Raw genomic sequence first — 22,381 nt, 5'->3', positions numbered from 1 at the left:
AGAATAAGCATTTTCCATATTCAGCTCCATAGCTTCTGAGTTGTATTAGAAAGTAAGGTTAACACCAAAATTGAATACTTTAGCCAAAGGATATGGAGCACGGTCAAAACCTACAAGGTAGTCAGCATTATTTGCTCCTCCCGGGTTATTTACCTCAGGATCGTAGCCTCTGTAATCGGTAGATGTCCATAAATTCTGTCCACTTACAAATACGCGCATCTTTTCAATGTTATAACGCTTTAGTACTGATTTACTAAATGTATAACCCAATGAAATATTACTCAAACGGATATAAGATCCATCCTCTACTGTTGCTGATGAATTATCTAGGTAAGATGTTTTATAAGTAGTACTAAATGCAGGAATTGAATTGCTTGGATTTTCAGGAGTCCAACGATTCTGGATATCAACATTGGTAGGATCCTGATTTCCCCAACCCATTGAACGGCTATACACTTCATTCTTGATATCATTTCCGAATGTACCTGTAAACAAGATATCCATATCGAAATTTTTATACGAAAATGAGTTTGACCATCCCATATTCCATTTAGGGTATCCATACCCAATTATCGTGCGGTCATCAGCAGTGATAGCCTTGTCATCATTCACATCTACAAATCTTGCATCACCAGGCTTGTTGCCATACACCGCTGCCTGATCAGCTTGGTCTTGCTGCCATACACCGTCAAATTTATATCCATAAATCAAGCCTAAAGATTTTCCTTTCTGAATCAATGCAAGTGCATTATTCTCACCCATGATAATTTTCTCAGTATCTCCCAAATTCATTACTTTGTTTCGGTTGATACTCACAGTAACATTACTGTTCCATTTTAACTCTCCAAACGAATGGTTCGTTCCAAGATCAAATTCAACACCTTTGTTCTCAACCTCTCCCAGATTCTTGAACTCTGATTTGAATCCTGTATAAAAAGGAACAGCCACTTCCAACAACAAATCTTTGGTTTTCTTATAGTAGTAATCAGCAGTTAATGACAACTTCCCATTGAACAATGCAATATCAAAACCAAAGTCTACCTGAGCTGTTTTTTCCCACGATAGGAATGGATTATTTGAACGAGCAGGAGCAATTCCTACACTAACACCAGAACCATCAATAGGATAGTTTACACCAGTGCTCATTAAACCTTTAGACTGATATGGAGCAGTAGCCTGAGAACCTGTAACACCAAAGCTGGAACGCAATTTCAGGTTATCAATGAAATCCAAATCTTTCATAAATGATTCCTCAGACAGACGCCATGCGAAAGATCCACTTGGGAAATATCCCCACTTGTGATTGTCAGCAAACTTCGACGAACCATCAGCTCTCATAGCAAGAGTCACCAAATACTTGTCGTTGAATACATAGTTTAAACGTCCTAAGAATGACATCAACTGCCAATCAACAAAAGAAGAAGATGGCGACAATGGCTCTTTACCCAAAGACACATCATAGAATCCATTTTCAACATCGAAATTTTTCACTGCCAAAGCTGAAGCTTGTGTTTTCGAACCAGTTTGCTCATTCACAAAAGTAAAGTTGATTTTATGCTTTCCTATTTGATTCTTATAGGTTAAAATGTTGGTATTCTGCCAAACAAATTCCTTACGGTTATTAATATTGGCTCTACCGTTGTCTCCTTCACCAGCGTAAAGATTCACACTTGAATACATGTTAGAAACGTAATCTCTGGTGCTATAACCTCCAGATACTCTCACATTCCATTTATCATTGATTTGATAATCGAAGTATGCATTGATATTTTGCTTCACATTATCGATGTAATGATTCTGCTCCATATAATCCGCTACCGGATTCGATACCGTTGCAAAAGAAGAACGTGTATAATTTCCCTCCTCATCGTAAATAGGAAGAGTAGGCTCCATGGTAATGGCATCATTAGAGATAGATCCGTTTGGCCAGCTCAACTTGTGAGGTCTGTCCTTACTAAGGATTCCATTGATACGAACTCCCATCTTCAAATTCTCTGAAAGATCTACATCAACATTTGCGCGATAGCTAAATCTCTCATAGTTTGAATTTTTAAGAATCCCTTCCTGATTCAAATACTGACCAGAAAACAAGAAGTTGAACCCATTCTTTTTCCCACTTACCGATAAATCGTGATTGTGAGTCAAGGCTGTACGATACACTTCATCTTGCCAGTCTGTACCACCATTTCTTTTGAAATTCTCAATCTGCTCAGCAGAATACTCTTCAGCACCTCCTGTTTGAACACGCTTTTTGTTGATTACCTCAGCATAAGAAGCCGCATCCAACAAATCCATTTTATTTGCTAATTGCTGAACTCCCACGTAACCATTGTAGCTCACCTGCATTTTTCCATCTTTTCCACCTTTTGTGGTTACAAGAATCACCCCATTGGCACCTCTAGAACCATAAATTGCAGTTGCCGATGCATCTTTCAATACCTCTAAAGATTCGATATCATTCGGATTTAAATCAGAAAGAGATTGACCAATAAAACCATCCACAATTACCAAAGGAGCATTGCTACCGTTAATTGAATTAGTTCCGCGAATTCTAATTTTAATATCTCCACCAGGAGCGCCACTGTTCGACTGAACAGAAACACCAGATAGTTTCCCTTGCAGCGCCTGGCTAACATTTGGTGTTTGAATGTCCACAATCGATTCCGCTGATACGCGAGAAGTAGCCCCAGTCAAGTCACTTTTGCGCATGGTTCCATATCCAATGGCAACCACTTCATCCAATCCCACGTTATCAGCCTGTAACTCAACGTTAATGATTTGCTGAGTTCCAACTTTAATCTCCTGTGTTTTCATCCCAACAAAAGAGAAAATCAAAATATCCCCAGCAGTAGGGACAGTCAATACATACTTTCCATCTAGATTGGTGATAGTACCTAAAGAAGTTCCTTTCACAATGACGGAAGCTCCTGGTACTCCTAATCCATCTTCAGCCAATGTAACAGTTCCTGAAACGGATCGCTCTTGAGCTTTCAGAAATTGTACCCCTACAATAAAGAGGCATACAAACAGTCCAATAATTTTTTTCATTAGGTCATAAATTGTTTAGAGCGGTAGATAGTATCTAAATCATCAATACATAATTTGAATACTTCTCTAACCAGGTTTAGTAATAGCAAGTCATCACAAATATTCTACTCCCAAAGACAGTTTTTGAAACCATCTAATCGTTTCCGTCTGCTTAATTCCAGAATATTTGTATAACTTATAGTTTCGCAAACGAATGCATAAATGTATGATCAGTATAAAATGAGCCTTTATCATTTTGTTCAAAACATTTCCAAAATCATTCGAGAAATAAAGGAAAGCCCCTTATATCATGACTATTGGACGATTTGGTCATATGATTGGATGATAATGGACGTGGTTTTTCACATAAAAAACAACAATCTACTTTTTATATAGATAGCAATATAAATTATGTTATCAAAGAGAGGCTTTATCAAACTAAGAAGGAATTTGAAATTTCCATGGAGTTGGTTTGCTGGTGTTCTGCTTGTATTTTTTTGAAACTAGAATTCAATTTCTGGCAATAAACTGAGTTGGATTTAAAAACTGAATACAACGCTAAGATGAGTCCTTGGCACCCACAAAAAAATCCCGAACTAAACAGTGCGGGATTTTCCTTGAATTCTATTTCAATTTATTCATTTCCTACCTTGGGATCTTCTCCTTTGGCATACCTCGAAGGAGAAATCTTAAAATGATCGCTAAAGCATTTGCTAAAGTATCGTGGCGTTGTAAAACCTACCGAATAAGCAACCTCAGAAACGCTCACGCCCACTTCCGAACGTAGAATTACAGCTGCCTTTTTCAACCGACTACTCAAAATGAAATCATTTGGAGTTTGCCCGGTAATTCCTTTTATTTTGGCATATAAACTTGTACGGCCCAGACACATTTCCTGAGCAAACTGGTTGACATCAAACTTTGAATTATCGAGATTTTCTTCAATCACCTTCATGGCCTTCTCCAAAAGCTCAGCATCCAATGAATTGGAAGTAATATTTCTCACTCCAATACTTGGATTTGTTCTAAACTTATCTTGTAGTAAGGCTCTTGATTTGATTAAATTTTTACATCGCGCCTGAAGTAATTTCATATTGAAAGGCTTGGTAATATAATCATCGGCACCAATTTCCATCCCTTCAATTTTATATTCCAAAGCATCTTTAGCAGTTAAAAGGATGATTGGAATATGACTGGTACTTAAATCAGTCTTTAATTTTTCGCACATCTCAGTGCCCGTTAACACAGGCATCATCACATCACTAATAATCAGGTCGGGCTGTATTTCAATGGCTTTTTCCAAGCCTTTCTGTCCATTCTCAACCCCAATTACATTATAATGGTCAGCAAAGGAAGTACACAACATATCACGCACTTCAAAATTGTCCTCCACGATTAACAAGGTTGGATTTGTTGATAAGATATTTGTTTCAGATAATCTACTATCTGATATTTCCAGCTGATCGGCAAGCATTTTTGTGTTGGAACTAAGCTCAAATTCGAATCCTTCATCCCAAATAACATTTTCGTCATTGAAATGCTCTTTCCCCTTAGGCAAGTATACTTCGAAACAAGATCCCTCATCGGTTTTGCTATCTACCTTTATTTCGCCTCCATGAAGGTCAACAATTCCTTTTGTTAGAGCCAATCCAATTCCTGATCCAAGATGCTGATGTTTTTGCTGGCTCAAATGGTCAACCTGATAAAATCGATCAAAGATTTTATCTAAATATTCCTCAGGCATTCCTTTTCCTGAGTCAATCACTTTCACAACCACCTGCTTTTCCAGATTATCCAGTAAAAGATATACAGAACCTCCATCGTCGGTAAATTTAAAAGCATTGGAAAGTAAGTTAAACAATACTTTCTCCAACTGTCTTGCATCGAACCACAAAGGAATACTATTCTGATGACATACCATTTTAAAACTAATATCTCTTCGTTGTGCATATTCTTTAAAAGAGTCATATATACTCTTTGTAAATTCTACAAAATCATGCTCATTCACCCTTAATTTCACATATCCAAGCTCCTGTTTTCTGAACTCCAACAACTCATCAACAAGTTTCTTCAATCGATAAGAATTCTTAAATGCAACCAAAATTTTGTTGTAGATTTTGGGAGCAATGCCAGATTCATCTAATAACCCTTCCAATTGGCCCAAAATCAATGTGAGAGGCGTTCTAAATTCGTGGGAAATATTGGTAAAAAATCTCAATTTTGATTGATTCAACTCTCTGATTCGTTCCTTGTCAACCTGCTCCTTTTTCAAATTTTCCTCCAAAATGGCTTTTGAAATTAATACGCGGTTGATATAGATTAAAATACTAGCTACAAAAGCCAGATACAATAAGTAAGCCCACCAGGTATTGTAAAAAGGAGGATCAATTTCAATATCCATTTTTGTTATTTGCCCATATGTACCATCGCGGTACACCTCTCTCACTTTAAATGTATAGTCTCCTGAAGGCAAATTGGTATAGCTTACTGTTCTTCTGTATCCTGCATCTACCCAATTGTCATCAAAACCTTCCATCAAATACTGGTACTGCGATTTGTTTGCCTTTAAATAGTTGAATGAAGTAAAATCGAAAGAGATTACACTATGTCTGTGGTTTAAATTGATTTTTTCGGTAAAAGGCAATGTTTTGCTTAAAATCTCACTCTCATCGCCTACTCGAACCTCTTTGTTGTTTACTTTCAACGAAGTAAAATAGAGAGGATGGCTGATACTTTGGTTTTGCAATTCCTTTTCCCAAAAGGAAACCATACCGTGAATTCCCCCAACAAAAACTTCCCCATCTGAAGTAATATACAATCCTCTTTCATTGATTTCACCCAATGGGAAGCCACTTTCATAGTCGTAGGCTCTGAATACCTCCTCTTCAACATCAAACTTGCTAATCCCTTTACTGGTAGCAACCCAAAGAAATCCATATCTCGACTCCGTAATCCCATAGATAAAATCAGACGGCAAGTCATAATTCTTACTAGAGTATACCTTGAAACTATCATCTTCGGGAAGATAACGGTTCAAACCTCCACCCGAGGTGGCAATCCATACTCTTCGCATATGATCCTGATAGATCTGATAGATAAAATCGCTACTGAGATTAAAATGTTTACTATCCCTTCTATAATTCTTAAGATGTCCTGACTTTACATCAAAAACACTTAAGCCTTTGGTTTCTGAACCTATCCACAATCTATCATCCTTATCAAGAAGTAAAGCAAGGATTTTTTGTCCTACCAGCTGCCTTTGCTCCTCTTCATCAAAGAAATCGGTAAACATTTCAGTTTTAGGATCAAACATTACCACACCTTTGTTGGTTCCAAGAATCAATTTGTTTTTATAAGGGATAATTGCTGAAATAATGTTACTTGGGATAGAATAAGACTGCTGATCGTTTGTTAAATATTTTTTGATTCTTCCGGTTTTGATATCCAAAACATTCAGACCACCCATATGAGTCCCGATCCATAGTCTGTTGTCATTATCTAAATATAAACTTTTGGCATTGTTGTTTGATAAGCTCTTAACACCTTCTCCTTTGGTGATATAGGTAAAACTTTTTTCCTTTCTGTTGTAGAAGTTTACACCTCCCCCCTCTGTTGCAATCCATAGATTCTTGTCATCGTCTTCCAACATAGATCCCACAACACGATAATTAATAGATTTATTATGCTCGGGATCAGCAACAAAGTATCTGAATATATTTGTTTTAGGATTATAGATATTCACCCCGCCAAAATAGGTTCCAATCCATATACTCCCCTCATGATCGCGAAACATTGTGTAGATTGAATTATGACTAAGGGCATTGGGGTTTTTATCAGACTGGTAATAGTTAGAGAACTTCCGACTTTTTACGTCCAAAACACTAACTCCAAGGAAAGTTCCAATCCAGATTCTCCCTTCCCTATCTTCCGAAATATCACGAACTACATTGTGAGCTAGACCTGTATCCTGAGTATAGTGTTTTAATACCTTTTCTTTATAAATTTCGTATACACCATTGTTCTTTGTTCCCACCCAAATGGTGTCCAACTTGCTTTTATAAATACAGGATACTTCATCTTTTAATATGGTCTTCAGGCTCCCATTGCTTACGTGACTAATCAAGAGTCCTTTGTTTTTCATGCCTAGAAAAAGATCTCCATTGTCGTCCTCATAAATCTCAACGACACTATTCTCTTCTGTATGTATATCTTTGACAGCAATAAATTCAGATTTTGTTTCCTTTAATCTAAACAGTCCGTTATTGGTTCCCACCCAGATATCTTTTTTACCAATATAAAAGCAATTTACATCGGCATGAGGGTAGTTTATCAACTCATCAGTTTCAATGTTATAACTTGATAAACCTTCCTCTGTTAAGATCCATAATCGATTTCTGGAATCAAATTGCAAGTCACGTATATTATTTCCCAAAATACTATTGGGATTCTCTCTCTCATGACGAAATATATCAATTTCGTAACCATTAAACCTGTTCAATCCATCACGTGTCCCAATCCACATGGTGCCCAAATGATCCTGTTCAAGTGCGGTTACAGATATTTGAGACAAACCATCTTTCAAATCAATGTGATCGAAATAAATATCCTGAGCCTGACAAATCAAGATCTCCAGCAATAAAACAAATAGAAGAAAGGTTTTTTTCATAGGTTACAGGTATTTTTTAACAACAAGATTGAGTCTTCCTTGTTGCAACAAATTAAATCATTTCCTATCGCATTCAAAAATTAAATAGACCGGTATATTTTACTGATATGTTGCTATTAAACAATGCTACCAATAATTCTTATTTTATCTATTTAACAGACTCAAGTTATACTTGATAAATTCTATTAAATAGATCTTAAAAAAAGGCAAAGTCGATTCCAATGAATGCAACTTTGCCTTTAACCAAACAGATTAACAATTATTCAATCGTCAATTATAAAATTATTGTGAAGCTATTCGCTAAGTTGCAAATCCTCGTTCAATGGCTTCAATTTAGGTAACATCAAATGTATGATTCCTAGAATCACAAGATATAGTAAACCTGCAACCAAGAACATCCAGAAATAAAATGAATTTCCTGATGAGTCTAAACCATTCCCTAAAGCAAAGTCAACCAACATACCTGCAATGGCACCAACCATTCCACCTATACCAACTACAGAAGCTACTGCTTTTTTAGGCATTACGTCCGAAACAAGGGTAAACAAGTTTGCAGACCATGCCTGGTGACCGCCAGAAGCCAAAGCGATTAAACAAACTGCGATCCACACATTTTCAGTAAGAGCTGCAAAAGCAACAGGAGCAATACATAGTGCACAAATTAATAAGGAAACCTTACGTGCTGCGTTTAAATTCCAACCTCTATTGATGAAGAACTTCGACAAATAGCCACCACCAATACTTCCGAAATCGGCAACCAAATAAATCACAACCAATGCTCCCCCTAACTCTTTAATACTATCCAAACCAAACTTTTGCTTGAAAAAGATACCACTCCAGAACATGAAGAAAAACCAAACCGCATCGGTAATTTTACCAATGGCAAACGCCCAGGTTTGTCTCAATGGCAACACTTTCGACCACGACAATTTTTCAGCTTCTTTTTCTGCATTTTCAGGCTTGTTATCCTGTAGGATGTAGGCAAGTTCTTCTTTCGATACCTTTGGATGCTCTTCAGGCTTTTTATAGGTTCTCAACCATAGTGTAACCCAAATAGCACTAAATGCACCAGTTACCAAAAAGGCAAACTGCCAGTTATCTCCGTTAGAAGCAACCACCAAAGGAATAATAGCTGGTGCCAATACTGCACCAACGTTCGAACCAGCATTAAAAATACCCGTTGCAAAAGCTCGGTCTTTCTTTGGGAACCATTCAGCAACTGTCTTAACCGCTGCTGGAAAGTTACCTGCTTCACCGATACCTAAACCAAAACGGGCACTAATAAAACCAATCAATGCAAAAGCTGGACGAACCGCAGCGTGCAACATTCCGAAAATACTCCAAATAGCAATAGATAATGTATATCCAATCTTGGTTCCAAATCGATCAATTACACCACCCATTGTAATCATACCTATAGCATATGCGGCTTTAAATGCCATATTGATGTACCCGTAATCGGCGTTGCTCCAATGGAATTTCTCCATTAAAGTAGGGCCTAACACTCCCATAATACTGCGATCCATATAGTTGATAGTTGTTGCAGCAAAGAGTAAAGCAAGAATTCTATATCTGTAGTTTCCCGCTGGCTTTTCTAAACCTGTTCCACTCATATTTATTTCTTTTTAACGAAGATCAACACTTCCTATTTTTTCAATTTCTTAATAATCTCGAAAGCTTTAGCTGTTGCCTCTTCGATGCCCTGATAATCAAAAGAGCCATCCTCTTTCTTTAGCATCAACTGAGACCCCATTCCAACGCAGTGAACTCCTGCATCAAACCAAGATTTCAAGTTTTCCTCGTCAGGCTTAACACCACCAGTTGGCATAATGCTCGACCATGGGAATGGACCTTTTACTGCTTTCACAAATTCTGGTCCTCCAACCTGGGCTCCAGGGAAAATCTTCACTACTTCAGCTCCCAACTCTTCAGCATACGATATCTCCGTAAGAGAACCACATCCTGGCGACCAAGCAACCTTTCTGCGATTACAAACTTTTGCCATTTCAGCATTCAGAATTGGTGAAACTACAAAGTTAGCTCCTAATTGAATGTACAGTGCTGTGGTACCGGCATCAATCACCGATCCAACACCCATCATCATCTCAGGACATTCTTTAGTAGCCCATTTATTTAATTCTCCAAAAATCTCGTGAGCGTAATCTCCTCTGTTTACGAATTCAAAAAGCCGTGCTCCTCCCTTATAACAGGCTTTCACCACCTCTTTACAAACCTCTATATCTTTATGAAAGAACACAGGAATCATTCCTGTTTCTTTCATTTTTAATGCAACTTCTATTCTTGAAAATCTAGCCATTTTTTCTAATTATGAATTTATCTTGCAACACGACCTGATGCATCACCATCCATTAGTTTCTCAACTTCTTCAACCGTAACCTGATTGTAGTCACCATAAATAGTGTGTTTCAAACAAGAGGCAGCTACAGCAAAATTCAAGGCTTTCTGATTGTCATTCGGCCAGGTTAGCAACCCGTAGATTAAACCTCCCATGAATGAATCTCCACCACCAACACGATCAACAATATGAGTAATCTGGTAAGTATTGTTTGCTTTGAACAACTCTTTTCCGTCATACAATACTCCTGACCATGAATTGTGATTCGCATTAATAGAGCCACGCAAAGTAGTAATTACCTTCTTACAACGAGGGAATTGCGTCATGATTTGTTCTGATACTGACAAGTATGCCTCAGCCTCAACATGACCACCTGTTACATCAACACCTTCAGGTTTGATTCCCAATACTTTTTCAGCGTCCTCTTCATTACCAAGAACCACATCAGTACCGGCAACCAATTCAGGCATTACTTCACCAGCAGACTTGCCATACTTCCATAGGTTCTTTCTGTAATTTAAATCACAAGAAACTGTAATACCTCTTTCATTTGCAGCATTAATTGCTTCCAAACACACGTCAGCAGCACCTTGTGAGATAGCTGGAGTAATTCCTGTCCAGTGAAACCAATTTGCTCCTTCGAACACTTTGTCCCAGTCAATCATTCCTTTCTCGATTTGAGAAATTGCAGAGTGAGCACGATCGTAAACTACTTTACTACCACGGCTTACAGCTCCGGTTTCCAAAAAGTAGATTCCCAAACGATCACCACCATATACGATATGCTCTGTGTTAACACCATACTTTTTCAGGTCCATTTCACAAGAACGTGCAATATCATTCTTAGGCAAACGAGTTACAAAACTTGCATCTATTCCATAGTTTGCCAAAGAAACAGCCACGTTCGCTTCTCCACCACCATAGGTTGCAGTAAATTCTTTCGCCTGTGCGAATCTTTCATATCCCGGTGTTGCCAATCGCAACATGATCTCTCCAAAAGTAATTACCTTATTACTCATCTCTATCTATCTTTTCCTTATTATCTATTTTACACTTACCACAATTGGTGAACTCAACTCTTCAGCTTGCTTCGCCATTAGGCTTTTGAAACTTTCCTTTTTTGCCCAGTTTGCATTTTCTTTTTCCCACACTGCAAAAAAGTAATGTGTAGCTGCTTTATTATTCGAAATCTTCTGAGTTACAAAGTGAGTTTCTCCAACTGGCTGATTCCATCGGCTGCCTTTAATTACATTTTCCGACAATAAAGGAGCATCACCTGTTCTTACTTTCTCAGCAGATTTCACAAGAATTCCCAATCCAAGGAAATCCTCATTCATTGATTGCTTGTCGTGAGTAGCAACACCTGTGAATTCTTTGTTCGCTTCAAATTCAAATGGCTTTTCCTCTTTCAAATAGCTGGTAACAATTCCTGTTGCCAATTCAGCTTCTTCTTCAAGACCTTCAACAGTAACATCACTTTGGAACCAATATTTTCCAGCCCAAATCGAAATTCTTTCAGTAGCATTCAACATCTTACCATCAACATTCCAACCTGATAATTTCAAATCAAAAATAGAACGCACAGGACCTCGTGATACAAGCTGAAATTCGAAACGTTCAACGCTTCCTAATCGATAAAGAGAATCTTTGTGAAACATTGCTAAACCGCCAGCTCCCAATGATGGTCCAACGTGCAATACATCCATTCCCCAATCTGATAATTTATGGTAAGAACCACTTGTTTTGGTTCCAATTTTATTCATCACCATTTCAGGAGAAAGCTTACCGAATAAGTCTTTTGCATTGCGACAATCGAAGTAGTTACGGAATCCCATAATATCATTTTCCCAGCTTACACTTTCGGCCTGGTATTTTACAGGAACACCAGTAAATCCTTTTGGAGAAACTGCCTGATCCACACCTTCAAATCCTTCTTCAATACTACCTTCACCCAAACGAACATTGGTACGGATGGTAAATTGTGGTACTTCATTTAATGAAACCAATTTTACTTGAGGACGTTTGGTTTCGTTTGAGGTAAAATTGCTCACAAATACCAACTCATCCCAATTCCCATCACGGTCTAAATCATCAACCTGTGATGGAATATATTTGCCATTGGCTCCTAATACAACAGGAACCTTATCGGCAGGAATTTCACCTACTAATTTCTTTACATCTGCCCTGCTGATTACAACAGGTGCATCCGTTCTATTTTCAAGCAATTCATTTTTCAACTCTAAGGATGGAGTTGTACAGGACTGAAAAACAAAAGCCAAGGCAGCAACAACTAAATATCTTTTCATGGTCTTTTCTATCAAAAGTGCTTATTCAACTAGCTCTATAAAAGAGATTTTATAGCCAATCGGTAAACTAAAAAAGGAAAGGAAGAGTTATGGGCTCACTCCCCAGCAACGCCATTATTTATTCATTCTTCCTTTCCATATTGTACACAACTTTACTAACTATTCTTCGTTTGAAGGTTTTCCAATGGTCGCAAGAATACCACCATCAACATACACCACATGTCCATTAACAAAGTCTGATGCTTTTGAAGCAAGAAATACTGCTGTACCTCCTAAATCTTCTGGATCACCCCATCGAGCTGCTGGCGTACGGTTAATGATAAATTCGTTAAATGGATGACCATCAACACGAATTGGTGCTGTTTGAGAAGTGGCAAAATAACCAGGACCAATTCCGTTGGTTTGGATTCCGTATTTCGCCCATTCTGTTGCCATATTTCTGGTCAACATCTTCAATCCACCTTTTGCCGATGCATAAGCACAAACATCATTACGTCCAAGTTCACTCATCATTGAGCAAATGTTAATGATTTTACCTTCACGGCGCTCAATCATTCTTCTACCAACGTATTTACCCATAATGAAAGGACCTACCAAGTCAATATCAATTACCTGACGGTAGTCTTTTACTTCCATATCCTGCATAGGAACACGCTTGATGATACCAGCGTTGTTTACAAGAATTCCAATAGGACCAACCTCGTCTTCGATTTGTGCAACACCAGCTTTTACCGCTTCTTCATCAGTAACATCAAAAATGTAACCATGCATTTCAATGCCTTTTTCAGCATAAGCTGCTTTACCTCTTTCCAAAGCATCTGGCGAAATATCATTTACAACAATTTTTGCACCTGCTTCTGCTAAAGCGGTTGCAATGGCCATACCAATACCATGAGTAGCACCAGTAACCAATGCAACCTTTCCTTCTAACCTAAATAAATCTAAAATCATAACAACTACTATATAATTAATAACACAACAACTTCTTAACGCAATTCATCTGGTTGACAGATATCCATATCACCATAGTCAAGGTTTTCACCTCCCATACCCCAGATAAAAGTGTAGTTACTTGTACCGGCAGCCGAGTGAATCGACCAGGTTGGAGAGAAAACAGCTTCCTCGTTCCCCATCCACAAGTGACGAGTTTCTTTTGGTTCTCCCATAAAGTGACAGATTGCCTGACCTTTTGGTACTTCGAAATAGAAGTAAGCTTCCATTCTTCTGCTATGCGTATGCGCTGGCATGGTATTCCATACACTGCCTGGGTGCAACTCGGTCATCCCCATTTGCAATTGATTGGTTTTAATGGTATCCGAAACAATCAACTTGTTCAATGTTCTTCTGTTCGAATTTTCCGGCTCACCTAATTCAATGATAATTGCATCTTCACGTCCAATTTTCACTGTTGGAAATGCTTCGTGAGCAGGAGCTGAGTTCATGTAGAAATGAGCAGGTGCTTCAGCATTTTCACTACTGAATAAGATTTCCTTCTTTCCTTTTCCTACATACAAAGCTTCTTTATAGTCTAGCTCGTATACTTCACCGTCAACCGATACTTTTCCTTTTCCACCTACATTAACAATTCCAAGCTCTCTTCTTTCCAAGAAATACTCCGCCTTTAATGGATCAATGCTTTCTAACTTTAATGTTTCATTTACAGGTACTGCACCAACAACAATCAATCGATCGTACTGTGAATAAGTTAGATTCACATTACCTTCTTCCATGATATTCTGCACCAAATACTCATCTCTTAATCGATTGGTATCATAGTTTTTAGCATCCGCTGGATGGGTAGCATATCTTTCTTCGTATTTCAATCCCATTGCTAACTATTTTTATAATTTGAAAAATTTTAATCGAGTAATGTGACCTGTTTTATCACCTCTCGATGGATACAAAGAAAGAAAATGCAATTGAATTGTGCAATCGATTGTCTTATTATTCTTCATTTTTACTTTTTTCAATCGATACCGAAATACATTCAAAAAGCAATAAACACCTGCTTTATAAAGCTTTTAAGTGTTGTGATATTTTTTTAATTTAAATTTAATCCGCGCAATCGATTACCTTTTATTTGTCACTTTTAGGCTATTTATAAAAATTAATTGCATCTTTGCAGCGTGAATTAATACCTCTATAATCAAAATGAAGAACGAGAATAACGTTACCATACACGATATTGCCAAAGCATTAAATATCTCCGGATCAACCGTATCCAGAGCTCTTAATGACAATGCACGCATCAGCGAAAAGACAAAAAAGGCAGTAAAAGACATGGCAAAACAGTTGGGCTATCAACCCAATGCGCTTGCATCTAACTTGCGCACAAGTTGCACAAATACCATTGGTGTGATTATTCCCAGAATTAGCCGTTACTTCTTCTCTTCTGCAATTACTGGTATTGAGGAACTTGCTCGCAAAAAGGGTTTTAACGTTATCATTTGTCAATCCAATGACCTGGAAGAAAGAGAATCCGATTGTGTACAAACACTTTTTGCTTCGAGGGTAGATGGTGTAATCTCTTCGGTAGCCTTGAAAGCTGAAAACTACGACCACTATAAAACCTTTACCAACAGAAATATACCACTTGTATTTTTCGATAGAGTTGTAGACGAATTAGAGACAAGCAAAGTAGTGGTGGATGATTTTAAGGGTGGATTTATTGCTGCCGAACACCTTATTTCGAAAGGATGCAAACGAATTGCACACATTAGCGGACCACAACATTTGAATATATATATCAATCGTCTTCAAGGCTTTTTAAAAGCAATGCGCAAACACCATATCGATATTAATGAAGAATTAATAATTGAAAGTCCATTAACCCGGGAAGATGGTTTGAGATGTGCAAAAACACTTTTGGAATCAGACAATCCGCCTGATGCTATATTTGCTGGTAATGATACAACTGCCCTTAGCATTATTCTTTATGCCAAAGAAAAAGGGATTAAGATACCCGAAGAGGTAGCAGTAGTTGGATTCAGTAATGAACCGTTCTCGGAATACCTTAGCCCATCTTTAACCACGGTAGAACAATCAGGATTTGATGTGGGAACCAAAGCAACAGAACTTTTATTGGATATTATCCAGAACAAAACTGGCAACAGGCAGGAAACCATAGTTCTTCCTGTTAATTTAATTGAACGAGAATCTTCGAACAGAAAGTAAGCAAGTATATCTGATCGCATAGAGAGAGTGCTAAAAATGAACATTTCTCCTTAAGATTTCAAATTGAGATCATAATTGCGAGAAGTTTTCACCAAAACAAAAGAGGTTGTCTTTCTATTTAGACAACCTCTTCAACAACAATAAAATTGAGTCAACAATACCAAAAATCGGATTCAATTCTAATGAAAAACAACATTTATAGTGAAATCACTAGCACTTAAAGTTTAAGTTAGCATCTATACACTCAATATTTATTCAAAGCTCTTCAAAATACCCTGAAGAAAATCTCTATCTTGAGACCCGTCTTTAGTCAACTTTAAATAATCATTTCCTATTTTTTTTGCTCCCTCAATATTTCCAGCCATAAAATGGGCAAAGATCTCCGGAAAACAAACTCCACCATTTTCAGGCCAAGCTTTTTTAAATTCTCCGACCCATTCAAGTAAGATCTTACGCTCCTTAAATGTCGAAAAATCCAAATTATCTTTAGCCATCCAGAGTCTCCAAATTAACTCACCATACACTCCAGGATTATTTGTCGAGAATTTTTGTATATATTTTTTCGCAGCGTTTTCAAAAGCAATTAAATCAGCTCCATGAATGGCATGCATCCATTCTGCTCTTGTAGAAAATTGATCCAAATCAGCAAAGCCCATATCCTGGTACTTTTTATATACTTTTTGATAATTAGCAGTCCCAAAATCCTTTTGCAGTTCATAGTCAATTTTGTTGTCTATTGCTCTAGCTATTTCAAAGGGCCAAGCAACTTTTTGGTAGTCTTTTCTGTGCTGTACCAAATATTTAAATACCTCTCCGTCCAAATCCAGTTTCACTACCGCTAAAGTTTTAAAAGTCAAACTATCCAACTTCTGCTCCTCGGTCAATCCGTTAAAATAGGAATCAAATTCTCCCTTAGAGTTTTTGTCAAAGGCGAAATACTTTAATGCCACCGGCAAAGAACGATCACCATTGTGCCACTTCTCAATTACAGATCCTACTCTTCTGTTTTCATCAAATACTACCTTTGCTTCAGCCACCAACTGTTGCGGCACTTTAAAACCTGTTGAAACATGCAGAAGTTTTCCATCTCCGTCTAACCACATTAGCGTTGGATATGCTGTTACATGATACTGATTTGCAATTTCCTGGTTATTGCTATCCTTTTTATCTGCCTGTAGTTTAAAACACACAAACGATTTATTGAAATAATCTCCCACAATCTTTTGCGGAAAGACCTCCTTGGATAACTTCTTACATGGACCACACCACGAGGTATAAACATCTACAAAAAGAGGTTTGTTTTCCGTTTTGGCCTTCATTTTGGCTTCCTCAAAACTTCCGTGAAAGAACTCAATCCCCTGGGCTTTAATACCCAAAGAAACACTGAATAATAACAAGAAAGTCAAAATGCCTTTCTTTTCGATTCCTTTAAATAATTTCATGATTTTTTTATTTTAGTGCTGTTTTAAATATCATTTACTATTTCCAATCGTACCCCTCTAATTTCCCCTCTTAATTTTTAGGCGGTCCAAATGCACAAAACCATCATTATTTAGGATAAGAGGAATGATCCGTCTCCCTCAAAAAGCGGCATAAATCTGGTTCAAAAACAAGATATGGATAGGCAAACCGGTAGGTGAAACAGTATCTCTACCGAACAGCTAGTATGATTAAAAGAAACTGAGGCACTGATACAACAATGCCTCAGAATATTATTTATCTAGGGTTCTGTTCAATTAAGGAATTCAACTCAATTACTTTACGTGGAATCGGAAGAACGTATCTGTTACTTCCCGGCTCCAAAGTATAGCTTTCACCAAACAAAGTACGAGTAATGGTTTTGGCGGTTTTTGGATCCTTATTCAATCGCTTTAAATCGAACCAACGAAGACCTTTGAATAAAGTTTCTCTTCTTCGCTCATCAAGAATCAACTGTAACAAGGCATCTGGATTGGTTTCTGTAAGCTCAGGAGTTCCGGCTACATATCTTTTTTCACGAACAGCATTCAAAGCTAGCAGTGCTCCGTTCACATCATTATCACGAAGTTTTGCCTCTGCTTCGGTTAAAACAACTTCACCCAATGAAATCCCACGATTAAAATCTGCTATATCAGAACATCTGTATCCATTTGGATCCTGATCAAACGAATTGTACTTGTAATCTGTGAAGAAATTTATAAATCGTAAATCAACAGTTTGATCCATTAAAGCAAGCAACTCATCAGAAACATAGTACTGGCTTGAAAAATCAGATTCCCATTTGTAAAAAATTACATCTGGTTTTTCCCATCCAGAGAAAGGAGGCCAGTTGGTAATTCCAAAATCCGGTTGTCCTGGTGTCTCTTGACCAATGGTATTGTAATCCATTAGTTCTGGCATCAGAGTTCTCACTTGCTCGGCATATTCCCAAGCTTTTTTATAATTTCCCTGATAAAGGTGAAGGCGTGCCAATAAACCCAAAGCTGCTGGCTTGGTTCCCTGAAAGGTATAATCAGCAGTATTGGAAAGTAGCTCCGCGGCCTCTTCCAAATCCTGACGAACCTGATCGTAAACCTCTTTAACTGTTGACCTTGCATAAGTAAGGTTAATATCCGATTCTAAAGGCATAGGTACACCCAAATCAGTAGAAGATGTGTTCGAATCATAATGTTTTCCATACAAATTCACCAAAACAAAATATGAATTCGCCCTGTTTACCAGCGCATTACCTTTTACAAAATTGCGTCCATATACTCCATCACCTTCCGGGGCATTATCTATGTTTTCAAGAATGTAATTGCACAAATAAATTACATGATAAAAGCCATTCCAATCACGATCATCACTTGTAGGCTCATACAGATGATCTGCCCATACATAAGCGTTTTGACCAGCAGATGACACCCCAGAAGCAACAATATCCGGCAACCTACTATCATCTGACATCAAAATTGAATTAGCATGGCTATATGTTATTGCATTATCATCATATGGATCAAATGCATCAAGAATCATCCCCAAATCATCTACCGTTTCAGGGATCAGGTTTCCTTTTGGTGTTTCCTCAACAAAACTTTCGCAAGAAAAAAGCAGTAAGGAAATAAAAACTAAATATATATTTCTCATGATTCGTTTTTTACAAGTTTAATTTTAGACTAAGAGTATACTTGGCTCTTACTGGTAAAGAAAATGGTGAACCAAAGCCTGAATTAGCAAGATAATCACTATCCAAATTATATCTGTTGGCCGCCCAATACCATACATTCTCTGCACTACATCTAATTGAGCCTCCCTTTACAACAGGTAATTTCTTACATATTTTATTTAAATCGTAAGCCAAACTAATGCTCTTCAATCTTATAATATCTCCATCATCAACTAGGTAATCACTGTATTTTACAGCATTAATTCTAGCCCCAGAAACAAATCCCGGACTTGCATCCAACTTAGGCACCCATTTTGTCAACTCATCGCCAGGTTTTGTCCAGCGATACTTTTCAGACATCCACTCCGTAGGATTAAAATCAATAAAGAAAGAATTGTCAGGCGCAGGCATTCTCACTTTATGTCCTAGTTTGTACGTTACCAATATGCCCAAGGTAAAATTCTTATATTGGAACGTATTAGAAAGGCTACCAAACATTGGTGGTGTACTTCTACCCATAAATTTGTGATCATCTATTGTAAGAGAATACATCGCTTGATAAGGCAGTTTTGTATCGTCTCCTTTCTTCATAACTTGAGGTTCCCCATTAGCATCCAATCCTCCATAACGAAGAGCTGCGATATAAGAAATTGGCTTTCCTTTCATTGGAGTCTGGAAATAAAGACCACTTGCTGAAGGGGTATAGCTAATTGAAGTCACCTCGTTGTGATTGTAAGAAAAATTCAATCCTGCATCCCACTTCAACTCATTGTCAAGAATGCATCCATTTAGAGATAAATCCAAACCTCTATTTCTAACAGTTGCTGCATTTTTAAGAATACTTCCCCATCCTGAAGTAGGATCATTCTTCACATCACTTAACAAATCCTTTGAATTTTTCTGATAGAATTCAACAGACCCATGCAAACGATTATTCAGCATCGAAAAATCTACCCCTAGATTTAATACATTGGTTTTTTCCCAACCTAACTGTGGATTTTCAGGATTGGTAATAGAAAGGTAATTTAAACCCGCTAAAAAAGTAGATTGATCAATTCTACCGGTAATATCAGGTCCCGTGTTTTTGTTAATATTTCCACTTAAACCAAATGAAGCCTTAACAGCTAAACTATTGATCCATTCACTGGAAAAAAACGACTCTTCAGACAATTGCCATTTTCCACCAACAGACCACGATGGGTTGTTTCTGAATTTTCTTGAATTCACCAACATGTTGGTTTGATCCAAACGAACACTGGCAAATACATCATACTTTTCCTTAAAGGTTACTGCTCCTGTACCAAAATAGGATGCATACTTTTCAACTGTTTCACCTACCATAGGAGAGTAGCGATACGATGTATTGGTTCCTGTATATCCTTTTACCTTTCCAGCCTGTAAGGAAGCCAAATCAATAGCTTCACTGCTAAGTGTTTTATTATCGTAACCAAATAGTCTGTTGCTATTAAACCTGGTTTTAAGTGAATACAACTCGTTTCCGGCCATCAGCTTCACTCTAAAATCATCATAGGTAAAATCATACTGAAGCGTGTTCCTAAAAGCGAAGGAAACCAATCGTGTATTGGAAAGATCTAAAAGACCACCTTTCTGAGGCATATGATAATCTACAATTTCTGGTGTAACTGGATCATCCACCTCTGTATATTGATTCTTTAAAGATCTAACAGCATCATGGTCTTTTCCGTACAAATTACGCCCTTCAACTCGTCCTGTCTCATAACTGCCATAGGTAGTAAATTTTAATCCTTTAAGCAATTCCAAGGTAAGTTTAGCTGAAGTAGCGAAATTAATGGTCTCTTGTTCATTATCATTCGTTCTTACCTGGCGCAGGTTATTCATACTCCAGTCTAAAAATCCATTTGCTTCCAAAAGATCTCTATATTCCTTGGCAATACTTTTGTTCTGATCTACATATTCGCCATTTTCATCCAATACTCTTTCATAAGGCAACATGCTCCATACACTTCCATCTCCGTTGTTCTTGTCATTCTGGTAAGTCCCTCTTACACCTAACTGCAAATCAACGCCTTTTGCAATATTGATATCCGTATTGCCAATAAAATTCATCTTGTCAGATGAATTGCCAACAAGTTCCTTATCCGTCTGATCATAATTTAGCGAGAAATAGTGAGAAACTTTCTCATTTCCTGCCGTTAAGGAAAGGTTGTGTTGCTTCACCACCTTATGTCTGTAAAACAAATCCTCGATTTGACGTTCATTATCAAAAGAGCCAATGTTTGCAACTCTGGCTTTAGCTTCTTCTAATGAGATCGTACCAGCCTGCACATAGTCCATCCATACTTTCTGAATTTGATTGTATCCCTGGTATGGTGACCATCTAAAGATCCCTTTACCCAAACTTCTTTCAAACTCCAAAGCAGCATATTCAGATGCATTTAATCTGTGATAATCTCCTACGTCAACTTTATCTTCAATGCTATAGTCCCCAGAATAACTTATTGAAACCTTACCATCTTTTGTTCCTCTTTTGGTTGTAATTACAATCACTCCATTGGCGGCTCTCACCCCCCAAATCGAGGCAGAAGCAGCATCTTTAAGTACTGAAATCTGATCGATATCATTGGGATTGATGTTCATTACAGAACTTTCCAATGGAATTCCATCCACTACAATAAGAGGTTTTGTTGTTGTCATAAGTGAACCCTCACCACGGATTACCAAATTGTTATCCTTATCTACATATACACCTGTAGAAGCACCAACTAACTTCTCTCTAAAATCGGTAGAAACAACACGGTCCAACTCTTCATTTTCAAGAATCGTGAATGATCCGGTTGCTCTCCCTTTCTCAATGGTCTGAAGTCCTGTAACCACAACTTCTCCTAAAGTTTCAGCATCTGTAGTTAATTTGACATTCAGTATACTTTGCCCTGTGTATTTAACTTCCTGAGGCATCATTCCTACGAATGAAAACACCAACACTGTTTCGTCTTGATCAATTTCCAAATAATAATTTCCATCGATATCAGTGGCTACCCCAATATTGGTTCCTTTGATAACAACAGAAACACCAGGAAGTGGAACACCTTGATCGTCGGTTACTGTTCCTCTAATCGTTTTTTGTTCCTGAGCTTCATTGGTAGAATTAATTTCACTTTGGGGTTTATCAACAATTAGGATTAAATCCTTTTCTACCTTAAAGGTTTTTCCAAGTGGCTCCAAAATTTCTTTCACCACTTCTTCCCATTCCATACCCTGAAAGTTTACTTCTTCAAGCATATGATTTTTCAGCTCTTCGCCACGATACAAAAAGCCAATTCCAATTTGACTACTTATCTCTTCCACCACTTCTTGAACACTTACAGATTTCATTTGCAAGTCCACCTTACCACTTTGCATACCAGCATAACCAGGCAAGCTCAAACAGAGAATGAGCATGAAGCTTAAAAATCTTTTGTGCCATTTGTAGACACCATTTGGTTTTTTTTCCATAATTTCGAGTTAGATTTAAGTTATTCGAATACGCAAGTATTCTTTTAATCATCTTAAAACCGATAAAGTGTGCAGCTTTATCGGTTTTTATTTTTACTTAACTACAGATAAGACACGTGGAAGAAAATATAGGGTGGGTAGATTTATTAATTTTTCTAATCATACCTCTTTCCTCTTTACAGCACAACACACACCTCTTAATAAGATGATTAAACAATTAAATCTCTAAACAAGATACAAATTGTTTTACTCAA

General features: G+C 37.5%; 12 protein-coding genes. 1 reads left to right on the top strand and 11 read right to left on the bottom strand.

What is annotated here, in order from left to right; all coding sequences use genetic code 11:
• Positions 1-45: 45 nt before the first annotated feature.
• The 8 genes from ACKPCA_RS02080 to kduI form a co-directional block, all read right to left on the bottom strand.
• A complete protein-coding gene (locus tag ACKPCA_RS02080; RefSeq protein WP_321281084.1) occupies positions 46-3,048 on the bottom strand; it encodes a SusC/RagA family TonB-linked outer membrane protein in 3,003 nt (1,000 codons plus the stop codon).
• A 613-nt stretch (positions 3,049-3,661) separates the two neighbouring features.
• Entirely contained in the window at positions 3,662-7,693 is a 4,032-nt protein-coding gene (locus tag ACKPCA_RS02075) for a hybrid sensor histidine kinase/response regulator transcription factor (RefSeq protein ID WP_321281083.1), read from the bottom strand.
• 293 nt (positions 7,694-7,986) lie between these two features.
• Positions 7,987-9,306 (bottom strand): MFS transporter, encoded by a 1,320-nt coding sequence (locus ACKPCA_RS02070; RefSeq protein ID WP_321281082.1) that lies wholly within the window; start codon positions 9,304-9,306, stop codon positions 7,987-7,989.
• A 32-nt stretch (positions 9,307-9,338) separates the two neighbouring features.
• Entirely contained in the window at positions 9,339-10,010 is a 672-nt protein-coding gene (locus ACKPCA_RS02065) for a bifunctional 4-hydroxy-2-oxoglutarate aldolase/2-dehydro-3-deoxy-phosphogluconate aldolase (RefSeq protein WP_321281081.1), read from the bottom strand.
• Between the two features lie 17 nt (positions 10,011-10,027).
• Positions 10,028-11,068, bottom strand: coding sequence for a sugar kinase (locus ACKPCA_RS02060; protein WP_321281080.1), 1,041 nt, complete (start codon positions 11,066-11,068; stop codon positions 10,028-10,030).
• A gap of 24 nt (positions 11,069-11,092) precedes the next feature.
• Entirely contained in the window at positions 11,093-12,355 is a 1,263-nt protein-coding gene (locus ACKPCA_RS02055; protein ID WP_321281079.1) for a DUF4861 domain-containing protein, read from the bottom strand.
• 159 nt (positions 12,356-12,514) lie between these two features.
• On the bottom strand, positions 12,515-13,306 hold the full coding sequence (locus ACKPCA_RS02050; RefSeq protein ID WP_165835993.1) for a gluconate 5-dehydrogenase: 792 nt from the start codon (positions 13,304-13,306) through the stop codon (positions 12,515-12,517).
• 35 nt (positions 13,307-13,341) lie between these two features.
• Positions 13,342-14,184, bottom strand: coding sequence for a 5-dehydro-4-deoxy-D-glucuronate isomerase (kduI, locus tag ACKPCA_RS02045; protein WP_321281078.1), 843 nt, complete (start codon positions 14,182-14,184; stop codon positions 13,342-13,344).
• Positions 14,185-14,506: 322 nt separating this feature from the next.
• On the opposite strand from kduI, the gene ACKPCA_RS02040 reads away from it, so the two are divergent.
• Positions 14,507-15,529 (top strand): LacI family DNA-binding transcriptional regulator, encoded by a 1,023-nt coding sequence (locus ACKPCA_RS02040; RefSeq protein ID WP_321281077.1) that lies wholly within the window; start codon positions 14,507-14,509, stop codon positions 15,527-15,529.
• A gap of 251 nt (positions 15,530-15,780) precedes the next feature.
• On the opposite strand, the gene ACKPCA_RS02035 is transcribed toward ACKPCA_RS02040, so the two are convergent.
• The 3 genes from ACKPCA_RS02035 to ACKPCA_RS02025 form a co-directional block, all read right to left on the bottom strand.
• Positions 15,781-16,971, bottom strand: a complete 1,191-nt coding sequence (locus tag ACKPCA_RS02035) for a thioredoxin family protein (protein WP_321281076.1) — start codon at positions 16,969-16,971, stop codon at positions 15,781-15,783.
• A 274-nt stretch (positions 16,972-17,245) separates the two neighbouring features.
• Positions 17,246-18,634, bottom strand: a complete 1,389-nt coding sequence (locus ACKPCA_RS02030) for a RagB/SusD family nutrient uptake outer membrane protein (protein WP_321281075.1) — start codon at positions 18,632-18,634, stop codon at positions 17,246-17,248.
• Between the two features lie 10 nt (positions 18,635-18,644).
• Positions 18,645-22,127, bottom strand: a complete 3,483-nt coding sequence (locus ACKPCA_RS02025; protein WP_321281074.1) for a SusC/RagA family TonB-linked outer membrane protein — start codon at positions 22,125-22,127, stop codon at positions 18,645-18,647.
• Positions 22,128-22,381 lie beyond the last annotated feature (254 nt).

The sequence above is a fragment of the Marinifilum fragile genome (assembly GCF_963677365.1).
Classification (GTDB): domain Bacteria; phylum Bacteroidota; class Bacteroidia; order Bacteroidales; family Marinifilaceae; genus Marinifilum; species Marinifilum fragile.
The sequence above is the reverse complement of the archived record's forward strand: the minus strand, read 5'-3'. Positions and strand labels throughout refer to the sequence as shown.